The sequence below is a fragment of the Polaribacter sp. KT 15 genome (genome assembly GCF_900143115.1).
GTDB classification, from domain to species: Bacteria; Bacteroidota; Bacteroidia; order Flavobacteriales; family Flavobacteriaceae; genus Polaribacter; species Polaribacter marinaquae.
Genome location: NZ_LT670850.1, coordinates 1361010 through 1372536, shown reverse-complemented (window position 1 = coordinate 1372536; position 11527 = coordinate 1361010). Strand labels below are relative to the sequence as shown.

General features: G+C 31.4%; 9 protein-coding genes. 8 read left to right on the top strand and 1 reads right to left on the bottom strand.

The window, feature by feature from the left end; genetic code table 11:
* Positions 1–15: 15 nt before the first annotated feature.
* From B5464_RS06155 to B5464_RS06125, 7 genes are all read left to right on the top strand, one after another.
* On the top strand, positions 16–393 hold the full coding sequence (locus tag B5464_RS06155; protein WP_077810519.1) for a cupin domain-containing protein: 378 nt from the start codon (positions 16–18) through the stop codon (positions 391–393).
* A gap of 256 nt (positions 394–649) precedes the next feature.
* Positions 650–3727 carry a TonB-dependent receptor gene (locus B5464_RS06150; protein ID WP_079737644.1) on the top strand — a complete coding sequence of 1026 codons (3078 nt, stop codon included), beginning with the start codon at positions 650–652 and terminating at the stop codon, positions 3725–3727.
* A gap of 30 nt (positions 3728–3757) precedes the next feature.
* Complete coding sequence (locus tag B5464_RS06145; RefSeq protein WP_079738986.1) at positions 3758–5194, top strand: RagB/SusD family nutrient uptake outer membrane protein; 1437 nt, start codon at positions 3758–3760, stop codon at positions 5192–5194.
* A 25-nt stretch (positions 5195–5219) separates the two neighbouring features.
* Positions 5220–6035 (top strand): PKD domain-containing protein, encoded by an 816-nt coding sequence (locus B5464_RS06140; protein WP_079737643.1) that lies wholly within the window; start codon positions 5220–5222, stop codon positions 6033–6035.
* A 204-nt stretch (positions 6036–6239) separates the two neighbouring features.
* The gene (locus tag B5464_RS06135; RefSeq protein WP_079737642.1) at positions 6240–6944 is read left to right on the top strand and encodes a FadR/GntR family transcriptional regulator; all 705 of its coding nucleotides are present in this window, start codon (positions 6240–6242) and stop codon (positions 6942–6944) included.
* A gap of 149 nt (positions 6945–7093) precedes the next feature.
* On the top strand, positions 7094–8389 hold the full coding sequence (locus B5464_RS06130; RefSeq protein ID WP_079737641.1) for an MFS transporter: 1296 nt from the start codon (positions 7094–7096) through the stop codon (positions 8387–8389).
* A gap of 33 nt (positions 8390–8422) precedes the next feature.
* On the top strand, positions 8423–9187 hold the full coding sequence (locus tag B5464_RS06125) for an SDR family NAD(P)-dependent oxidoreductase (RefSeq protein ID WP_079737640.1): 765 nt from the start codon (positions 8423–8425) through the stop codon (positions 9185–9187).
* A 57-nt stretch (positions 9188–9244) separates the two neighbouring features.
* Here the strand turns inward: B5464_RS06125 and B5464_RS06120 are convergent, their stop codons facing one another.
* Positions 9245–10270, bottom strand: coding sequence for a LacI family DNA-binding transcriptional regulator (locus B5464_RS06120; protein ID WP_079737639.1), 1026 nt, complete (start codon positions 10268–10270; stop codon positions 9245–9247).
* 153 nt (positions 10271–10423) lie between these two features.
* Between B5464_RS06120 and B5464_RS06115 the strand changes: the two genes are divergently transcribed.
* Entirely contained in the window at positions 10424–11470 is a 1047-nt protein-coding gene (locus B5464_RS06115; protein WP_077810512.1) for a sugar kinase, read from the top strand.
* Positions 11471–11527: the final 57 nt, after the last annotated feature.

The window sequence follows — 11527 nt, the reverse complement described above, 5'->3', positions numbered from 1 at the left end:
TAAATACAAATAAAAATGAAAAGATTTAGCGAAAAGTACATTGTAGCAAAAGACATGGAGTGGGAAAAACTTGGTGGAGGAGTTTCTAGAAAATTTTTAGGTTACGATAATCAAATTATGATGGTAAGTGTGAAGTTTGAAAAAGGAGCTTTAGGTGCGCCACACCAACATTTTCATACACAAGCTACATATTGTGTGTCGGGAAAGTTCGAATTTGAAATTGATGGTGTAAAGCAAATAGTTGAAGCTGGAGATGGTGTTTACATTGAGCCAAATTTATTACATAGTGCAGTTTGTTTAGAAGAAGGACAGTTAATAGATACGTTTAGTCCCGTTAGAGAAGACTTCTTAACAGGTGATGGTCCTTCATACTTTAGTGATAAAGAATCCTAAATAGATAAAAAAAGCCCTAAATATTGAGGTTTTTGTGAAATTTTTAACAAAATTTTGTTTAATTCAAAAAATAGGGTATATTTGGTAAACCAATTTGGTAAACCAGTTTGGTAAACCATGAATATTTCTTTTGGAAATTCAGTAATAATTTTCAAGTTTTAATGATTAGATATAGCAGTATTTATTCTTAAAATGTATTACCAAAATCTCTAAAAGAAATATTTAATTAAACAAATTAATTCAAATACAATTAACTATGAACTTAAAAATTAAGTTAGTATTTATTGCAATGCTTTTACTAAGTGCGGTTAACTATGCGCAACAGAGTGTTACAGTAAAAGGAAATGTTACGTCCAAAACAGATGGCGAGCCAATTCTTGGTGCCAACATTATTGTTCTCGGGACTACAACAGGAACAAGTACCGATTTTGATGGAAACTATCAAGTTAAAGTGAAAAGCGGAGATGTAATTCAATTCTCTTATTTAGGGTTTGTTACAAAGAAAGTAACTTTCACAGATCAAAAAACAATTAATGTACAATTAGTAGAAGATGCAAGTACATTAGATGAAATTGTAGTTGTAGGTTATGGTACGCAAAGAAAAAGTCATTTAACAGGTGCTATTTCTAAAGTGAAAAATGAAAAATTAGATCAGATTGCAGTTTCTAGGGTAGATGATGCTTTAGTTGGGCAAGTTTCTGGTGTAAATATTCAGGCTACAGAAGGAGAAGCAGGTTCTGCGCCAACAATTAGAATTAGAGGTACGGGTTCTATTACTGGTAATTCAGGTCCTTTAGTTGTAGTAGATGGTATTGTTGTAGATTCAGATTTCTTAGGATCTATGGATATGAATGATGTAGAATCTTTTGAGGTTTTAAAAGATGCAGCTTCTGGTGCAATTTATGGTTCTAGAGGTGGTAATGGTGTTATAATGATTACTACAAAAAGTGGTAAATCTGGTAAAACAAAATACTCTTATAGTACTTTTACTGGTTATAAAACGGCTAGACAAAGTGATGCATACTATAGTTCTGTAACAGGTAGTGCTCAAGAAGAATTAAACTATACTTATGGTTTAACAGATAAAACTAAATACAAGTTATTATTAGGTAACCAAACTAATTGGCAAGATGTTATTTTTGATGGTGGTTCTATTACAAACCATGCATTTAGTGTTCGTGGTGGAAACGACAGATTAAAATTTAGTGTTGCCTTAAATTATTTACATGATGAAGGTGTTCTTTTAACAGATGATTTTAAGAAATATAACTTTAATGGTAAAATTGAATACGATGTAACTAAAAAATTAACTGTAGGTGCTCGTTTTAATCCTTCTTATAATGAAAGAAGAAGATTCGATGGTTCTACACACGATATTTTAAGACAACCATCTTGGTTGCCAGTATATTTAGATGAAGATAACATTCAGTTTGTTAACAGATTTAGAGATAATGGTAAATACGCAGATGCTCAAGTTGGTGATTATGCAATACAACGTATGTTTGATGATTATGATTTAGTTGCAGGTGCACCAAGTACTGGTAGTGGTATCGATATTAGTAATACTTCTAATACAAACCCAGCAGCAAAAATTTTAGAAAGAGACAGAAGAGATTTTAAATTAAAGTTATTCGGAAGTTTATATGCTAAATATAAAATTAATGATGATTTAAACTTTAGAACAGCAGTTTCTGGAGATTATTCAAGAACAAGACAATCTAGATATCAAGGTGTAGAATCTAACAGAAACGGTGCAAGTGCATCTAGATTAGATAGTACAATGATTAAGTCTTATCATATTGTTGTAGATAATATTTTATCTTACAATAAAGATATTGGTAAACACAATGTAGGTGCGGTTGCTGGTATTACTGCAGAAAAAACAAAGTTAGATTTCGAAAGTGTACAAGGTTCTGTTTTTGAAGATGATACTAGACCTTATATTAATGCTGCTGCAAGTATAACAGATAGAAATCAATATGAATTTGAAAACACATTATTATCTTTCTTTACAAGAGTAAATTATGTTTTTGATGATAGATATTTAGCTTCTGCAAGTTTTAGAAGAGATGGTAGTTCTGTTTTCGGACCAAACAATAAGTACGGTAACTTCGTAGCATTATCTGGTGGTTGGAATGTACATAATGAAGAGTTTTTACAAGATAGTAAAATCGTAAATAGGTTAAAATTAAGAGTTAGTTACGGTGTAACTGGTAATAACGATTTTAGAACAGGTAACCGTTTAGTAGACAACTATCCTTATTTAGCTATTTTAGATGATACTACAACTGGTGTTTCTCAAGGAAATGCATCTTTAGTTGTAAATCCTTTAAATATTGCAAACCCAGATTTAAAGTGGGAAAGACAAATAGAATTTAACCCAGGTGTAGATTTTAGTTTATTTAATAATTTTCTTACAGGTTCTGTAGATTATTATTCAAGAACATCAGATCAGTTATTATTATATAACCCAATATCTTCAACTACAGGTTTTACTAATGCATTAGTTAACTTAGGTGAAGTAGAAAATAGTGGTATCGAGGTTGAGTTAAGAACTAGAAATATTTCTAAAGAAAACTTTAAATGGTCTTCTACATTCTTAGGTTCTAAAAACAAAAACACTTTAAATGATTTTGCAGATTCTAATGGGCAAATTCAAAATGTAGATGGTAAAAGAGCTGCAGAATGGATTAATTTAGAAGGAAACCCAATTTCATCTTTTTATGGATGGGTAGTAGAAAGAGATATTCCTAGAGAATTCTTAAGCAATCCTTTTCACCCAATTGGTGCAGAAGCGCAAGATGTTTACGTAAAAGATTTAAACGGAGATGGTTTAATTGATGATGATGATAAGACAATCTTAGGTAATCCTTATCCAGATTTTGTATGGAGTTTATCTAACGAGTTTAAAGTAGGAGCTGTAGATTTTAGCTTTATGTTTCAAGGAAGTCATGGTGCAGAAATTAGAAACATGGGAGATCAATACATCTTAAATCACTTTAACAGTGGTCAAGACTTTATCTCTACTACACCAAACCAAGGGTTTATTAAGCAAAAAATATTTACAAATGATATTATTCAAGATGCTTCTTATATCGCTTTAAGAAATGTAAACATTGGTTATACTTTTAACAGAAGTATTTTAGATAAAATTAAAATGTCTAAGATGAGAGTTTACCTATCTGGTCAAAACCTTATGTACTTAACTGCAAGCGATTATACAGGTTTCAATCCAGAGTCTATAAACACTACAAGTGCAACAACTTATGGTTACCAAAGAGCAGGTTCGCCAGTGTTTAGTACTGTTACTTTAGGTTTAAATGTAGAGTTTTAAGAAACAATGAATTTTAAAAAAGATAATATTATGAAACAAATTAAATTTTTAATTGTACTTGTAGTAGCTGTATTTGTTTCTTCATGTGAAGACACATTTTTAACACCAGACTTAAAAACAGGTATTAGTGCAGAAGCATACTTTACTACAGAAGCAGAAGTAGAAGCAGCTGTAATAAATATGTACGATGGTATACAAGGTTTTAACGCCTTAAAAGACACAGGTTCTGGTTTAAACCATGGAGTTCAAGTAGAGTTCTATGTAACAGAAATGAGAAGTGATAATACAAGAACTAAGAGTCAAGAAGGAGATGCTGCTCAGTTTGAATTCTATACAATAGAATCTACAAACGGTATTGTAGCAGATTATTATAGAAGTTACTATAACGTAATTTATAGAGCTAACTTAGTATTAGAAAACTTAGAAGCTGCTGGTGCCTCTAGCGCACAGTTCGAAGCAGAAGCTAAATTTGTAAGAGGTTATGCTTACTTTAACTTAGTACGTTTATTTGGAGACATTCCATTAATCGATAAAGTAATTGCACCTTTAGATTTAGAAACTTCTTTTACAAGAGTAGCACAAAGCAATATCTACGATTTAATTGTAAGCGATTTAGAATCTGCAGTAGCAAATCTAGATGATACTTTTAAAGATAGAGCATCAAAAGCAGGTGCAGAAGGTTTATTAGCCAAAGTATACTTAACTTTAGGTAGATATGGTGAAGCACAAAGCTTATTAGAATCTATAATGAATCCATCTAGAGGATTTGGTTTAGAATCAGACTTTAAAGATGTATTTTATAACGAAGGAAATAAAGAAACTATTTTTTCTATAGGTTTCTTACCAGGTTCTAATGATGACAGTCAGAATTTTTCTGCAGAATGGTTAAATGCTGTAGGTAGAACAAGCGGTGTAAACTATGTTACTTTAGATGCAAAGGCAGCTTTAGACGCTTTAGGTGGTGACAGAACAGCGTTATCTTATAGAGAAGATTCTGGTCAGGCAGGACAATACCAAGTAGTAAAATATTTGCCAAACGGAGATGATAGTTTAGGAATTCCTGTAACTTCAGAAGACCCTACATCAGCAGGAAACGATTGGATTGTATTAAGATATGCAGATGTTTTATTAATGCATGTTGAAGCTATAATGGCTGGATCTTCAGAAACATCTTCTCAAGAAGCAAAAGATTCTTTTAATGCAGTTAGAGCAAGAGCTAATATGCCAACAATTGATGCATCTACTCCGATTACTAAACAAGATTTATTAGACGAAAGAAGAGTAGAGTTAGCTTTTGAAAATCACAGATTTTTTGATTTAGTAAGAATGGGAGAAGCACAAAATGTGTTAAGTTCTTTCTCTAATGCTTATGGATTAGGTTTTACAGGTACAGATTTATTATTACCAATTCCTCAAGTAGAAATTGGTTTAAGCAACGGTCTTTTATCTCAGAATCCTGGATATTAATTTTAAAATTTAAAAAGAAATAATCATGATTAGATTAAACAATAAAAAATACAAATTTACTAACGTAATGAGTTTACTCATTATGTTAGTATCATCAATAGCTTTTATATCTTGTGAAGAAAATGAATTACCAGAAACAGGTTCTATTCCAGATTTAACACCTCCTTCTGCTAACTTTTCTTATGTAGCTTCTACAGGAGATTTTAAAACAATTTTATTTACAAATTTATCTGAAAGTTCTTCAGATTTTACATGGAGTTTTGGTGATGGAGGAACATCAACAGAAGCAAACCCAGAATATACTTATGCTGCCGGAGAAGGAACTTATTCAGTTAAGTTAATTTCTAAAGATGGAAACGATTTAACAGACGAAATTACATTAGATGTAGATGTAGTTGATGTTTTAGTTCCTGTTTTTGAGTGTCCAAGTTTCGAGTGTGATGATAGATCTGTTTGGGGAGGTGGTAATGCATCTAGTCCATATTCAGGTTCTGGTTCTCCAACTCCTGCCGATGGTACAACTGGTGCTAAAATTAGTGCAAATTCTACATCTAAGTTTTTAGATCAAACAATTTTAGTTTCTGCAAATACTAGTTACGTAGTTTCATTTTGGTACGTTAGTAAATCTTCTGGTACACACGCTGGTAAATTATTAATTGAAGACAAAGATGATAATACAGCATTTATAAACGAGAATGTTCCTTTAAGTGCTAACTCTTCTACTTACGAGCCAATTTCTTATACTTTTACAACAGGTGCAACTACAGAAAATCTTAGATTTTTTATGGCAGCAGGTGATGTAGAAACTAGATTTGATTTAGTAGAAATTAAGAAAAATTAAAGATTAAAAAAGTAAAACGAATTCACCTTTTTTAAGGTGAATTCGTTAACAATAAATAGTAATTTAAAAGATGTAATAGTATTGAAAGTATTGAAATTGATTCTTTCACATAGATGTAACTTAATATGTTTGGTAGTGTAGTAAGTTTTTATATATTTATACCACTTATTTGGTTAACCAGTTTTTTAATTTAAATCATTGAATATGAAATTAGAAGTACTTACTAAAAACGAAAACAAAAAGGTAGAAAATTTTATAATAAAAGGTATTAGAGACCTTATAAATTATAAGAATTTAGAACCTGGAGATAAGTTGCCTTCAGAAAGAATGCTTTCAGAAAAGTTTGAAGTAAGTAGAAGTAATGTAAGAGAAGCTATTCAAAAATTAGAATTCTATGGATTGTTAAAGTCAAGGCCTCAGAGCGGTACCTTTGTTGCAAATATTGGTGTTACGGCTATGAATGGTATGATAGAAGACATCTTACGTTTAGATGAGCCAGATTTTAAATCTTTAGTAGAGACTAGAATTCTATTAGAATTAAAAACTGTAAAGTTAGCTGCATTAAGAAGAACTGAAGAAGATCTTCAAAAAATGGAGCAAGCTCTACAAGCATACAAAGAAAAAGTTTTAAATGGTGAAGATGCAGTTCAAGAAGATTTGTTATTCCATTTAGCTATTGCAAAAGCAAGTGGTAATAGTACCATGAATACTTTTATGTTAATTATTACACCAGAAATTATTACAAAATTCGAAAAATACCATGTTTGTGATTCAGATTTATCTCAAAGAGGTATAGCAGAACACCAAGCAATATTTGATGCTATTAAAAGTGAAGATACACAATTAGCAAAACAAAAAATGAAGGATCATTTTAAAGAATTGTATCAATATTGCTATCAAACAACTTAATTTTAAGCAATATATTCTATTTTTCTTATCATTTTTTTAAATTAATCTAAAAATAAAAATTTTAGATAAGTATTTTCTCATATAAAAACTTTAAATTTGGTAAACCAAACTGGTAAACCAATACAGTTTAATAATATTAACTAACTAAAATGAAGGTAAAAGGTTTAAGATGGTGGGTTGTAGGCCTTGTGGCATTAGCAGCTGTTATTAACTACATAGATAGGCAAGCTTTTGGTGCTTTATGGCCAGATATTGCCAAAGAATTATTTCCAGAAATGACTTCTGATGAAACAAAATTGATATATGGTACTATCTCTGCTGTATTTATTATGTCTTATGCTTTTGGACAAACAATATTTGGGAAAATTTTTGATTGGATTGGTACAAGAATTGGTTTTGCTTTATCTATAGGAATTTGGTCTTTAGCAACTATGATTCATGCATTCGCGCAAGGAGTGTTAAGTTTTTCTGTTTTTAGATCAATTTTAGGAATTGCAGAAGCTGGTAATTGGCCCGGAGCCGCAAAAGCAAATGCAGAGTGGTTTCCTACTAAAGAAAGAGCTTTAGCACAAGGTATATTTAATTCTGGTGCAGCTGTAGGTGGTATTGTAGCATACCCTATTATAGGTCTTCTTTCGATTTATTTATCTTGGCAAGCTATTTTTGTTTGTGTTGGTTTGTTAGGTTTATTATGGTTAGTTCCATGGCTATTTATTGTAAAATCTTCTCCAGAAAAACATCCATGGTTAACAGAAGAAGAGAAAACATATATTCTAACGGGGCAAAGAATAGAAGATGATAAAGGAAATTTAATAGAAGAATACAATCCGCCAACTGCAGAATTATTAAAAAGAAAAGAAAGCTGGGGTGTTATTATAGCATCTGCTGCTATCGATCCAATTTGGTGGCTATTTATAGTATGGATTCCTATATATCTTAACGAAGTTTTTGGTTTAGATGTTAAAGAAATTGCATTTTCAGCTTGGGTTCCTTATGTAGGTGCTATGTTGGGCGCATGGGCAGGTGGTCTTATAGCTCAAAATAGATTATCAGCTGGTTGGTCCGTAGATAAAACAAGAAAGATGGTAATAACTTTAGGTTGTATAATGATGATTCCTTGTTTTATTTTATTAAGAACACCAGGAACTGCTGTTAATGCAGTTATAATTATGGCTGTTTTATTGTTTGGCTTTCAAGTAGCTATAGGTAATGTACAAACTCTACCAAGTGATATGTTTAGTGGTAAAGTTGTAGGAACTTTATCTGGTTTTGCAGGAACAGCTGCGAAATTGGGAGCTTTTGGATTAACCATATTAATACCATTATTAACCACTGGAGGTAATTATACACCGGCATTTTTAATAGGTGGAGCATTAGCAATTATTGCTTTGTTAGCCGTTTGGATTTTGTGTCCTAAAATTGAACCCCTAAAAACAAAAAATTAAAAAAGAATTATTAAAAGAATAAATTATTAAAATATGAGTAATGCAAATAATAAAGTAGCAATAATCACAGGTGCTACAGGAGGAATTGGTTTCGAAGTAGCAAAAAGATTAGGGCAAGATGGCTTTACTGTTATTTTAAACGGAATTGATGATGAAGCTGGTGCACAAAGATTAAAAGAATTATCTGATGCAGGTATCAATGCAGAATATTATGGTTTTGATGTAACTGATGAAAATGCAGTAACTTCTAATATTGTTGCAATAGGAGAAAAGTATGGTAAAATTGATGTACTTGTAAATAATGCAGGTGGTTTAGGTGGTAGATCTCGTTTCGAAGAAATGACTACAGAGTTTTATAAGTTTGTAATGGCTTTAAACTTAGATTCTACTTTTTATGCTTCTAGAGCAGCTATCCCTTTCTTAAAGAAAAGTGATTATGCATCTATTATCAACTATACGTCTAATGCAGGTTGGAATGCTGGTGGACCAGGAGCAGGTATTTACGGTACTTCTAAAGCAGGTGTACACGCAATAACAAGAGCTTTAGCAAAAGATTTAGCAGAATATGGTATTAGAGTAAATGCAGTTTCTCCAGGAACTATAGATACTCCTTTTCACGCACAAATTAAATCAACAAAACCAGAAGTTTTTGCTTCTTGGGCAAACAATATTATGTTAGGTAGATTAGGACAACCAGAAGATGTTGCCGGTGTTGTGTCTTTCTTAGCAGGTAAAGATTCAGCTTTCTTAACAGCAGAAACTATTCAAGTTGGTGGTGGACAAGCTTTAGGAATTTAAGAAATTATTTTTTTTGAATTTGAGTTTAAACCTCTCTAAAATTTATTTTAGGGAGGTTTATACTTTATTAGAAGATTTTCTTACAATTAATTCTGCATCAAGAATTTGTTTTCTTAATTCTTGTTTAATCGTTTTTTTATGAGTGTAGTTTAGAAAAGTTTCTGCAGCTAATTTACCTATTTGTTCACTGTGTTGGTTAACACTTGTTATGCTAGGTGTAACCATATCTGTAAAAGGTTCATTTCCAAAACCAACCAATGCAATTTCTTCTGGCATTTTAATACCTTGTTCATTTAATACTTGTAATGCACCCAAAGCGGCATAATCACCGGCAACATAAACTGCATCTGGTCTATTTTTTAATTTTAAGAGTTCTTGCATTTTCTCTCTTCCATTTTCAATAGAGAGATTCGTTTCAATCAACAACTCATCATCCAAAGGTAAATTGTGTTTTTTTAATGCATCAATATAACCTCTAATTCTGTTGTTATAAATTCTTGTTCTTTTGTAACCACCTATATGCGCAATTCTTTTGCATCCTTGTGCTAACAAGTGTTCTACTATTACGTGGCTACTATTATAATCATCAATACCAATATAATCTACATTTAAATCGTTCTCACCTCTATCAAACAATATTAATGGTATTCCTTTAGATTTAATCTTTTCATAATACTGTAAGTCTACAGTTTCATTGGCCATAGAAGCAATAATACCATCTACTTGTGTAAAAAGAAGTGTATCTATACTATCACATTCTTTTTTATAAGATTCGTTAGATTGGGTTATTATTATATTATAGCCTTTACTGTTTAAAACATGTTCTATATTTTGAATAACAGAAGAGAAAAAATTACTATTTGTTCTAGGTACAATAACGCCAACCAAATTTGATTTACCGCTTCTTAATGCACTTGCCAAATGATTTGGTTGATAATTTAAATTTTCGGCAACTTGTCTTACTGCCTTTTTAGTTTTTTCGCTAATTCTAGAATCGTTATGTAGTGCTTTAGAAACTGCTGCTGCAGAGATATTAAGCACGTTAGCAATATCTTTTATAGTAGTTTTCTTTTTTTTATTCAAATTTTATCTATATTTGCTTAAACGTTTAAGCAAATATAGAACGATAATATTAATAATCAAAATAGACTATTAGCAGTCTCTATTTTGATTTTATTTTAAAAGATTGGTTAAACGTTTAAGCAATTAACAATTAAATAAAAAATTACAGTAAAAATGGGTAAAGTAGTAACTTTCGGAGAAATTATGTTAAGATTGGCTCCACAAGGGTTTTTAAGGTTTTCACAAGCAAATAATTTTGATGTTGTTTATGGTGGTGGTGAGTCTAACGTAGCAGTTTCTTTAGCAAACTATGGTGTAGATGTAGATTTTGTAACTCGTTTACCAAAAAATGATATTGGTGAGTGTGCAATGATGGAGATGAGAAAACGTGGTGTAAATGTTGATAAAATAGTTTGGGGTGGAGACCGTTTAGGGATTTACTTTTTAGAAACAGGTGCAGTATCAAGAGGATCTAAAGTAGTTTATGATAGAGCACATTCTGCTATTGCAGAAATAGAATCTGGTATGATCGATTGGGATGCTGTTTTTGATGGTGTAGAGTGGTTTCATTGGACAGGTATTACACCAGCAATTTCGCAAGGTTCTGCAGATGTTTGTTTAGAAGCCGTAAAAGCTGCAAGCGCAAAAGGAATTACGATTTCTACAGATTTAAATTACAGAGCAAAACTTTGGAAATTTTGTGATGATGCACATAGAGAAAAAATTATGACTGAGTTAACTTCTTACTGTGATATAGTTTTAGGAAATGAAGAAGATGCAGAAATGCATTTTGGTATTAAGCCAGAAGGAATCTCTGTACAAACAGAAGGACATAACGTAAAAGCAGAAGCTTTTTTATCTGTATGTGAGCAAATGATGGAAAAGTTTCCAAGAGCTAAAAAAGTAATTACAACTTTAAGAGGGTCAATTTCTGCATCTCATAATACATGGGCAGGAGTTTTATATGATGGTAAAACATTATACCAAACACGTCAATACCAAATTACAGATATTGTAGATAGAGTTGGTGGTGGAGATTCATTTATGGGAGGTTTAATCTACGGATTATTAAAATATCCAGAAGATGATCAAAATGCATTAGATTTTGCCGTTGCAGCTTCTTGTTTAAAGCATACTATTAAAGGAGATGCTAACTTAGCAACAGTTGCCGAAGTAGAAAAATTAATGGGTGGTGATGCATCTGGTAGAGTAGCTAGATAAAAATTAGTATTATTATTTGAATTTAATTGAGTTCTTAAGAAAGTAGTTTTAGGAACT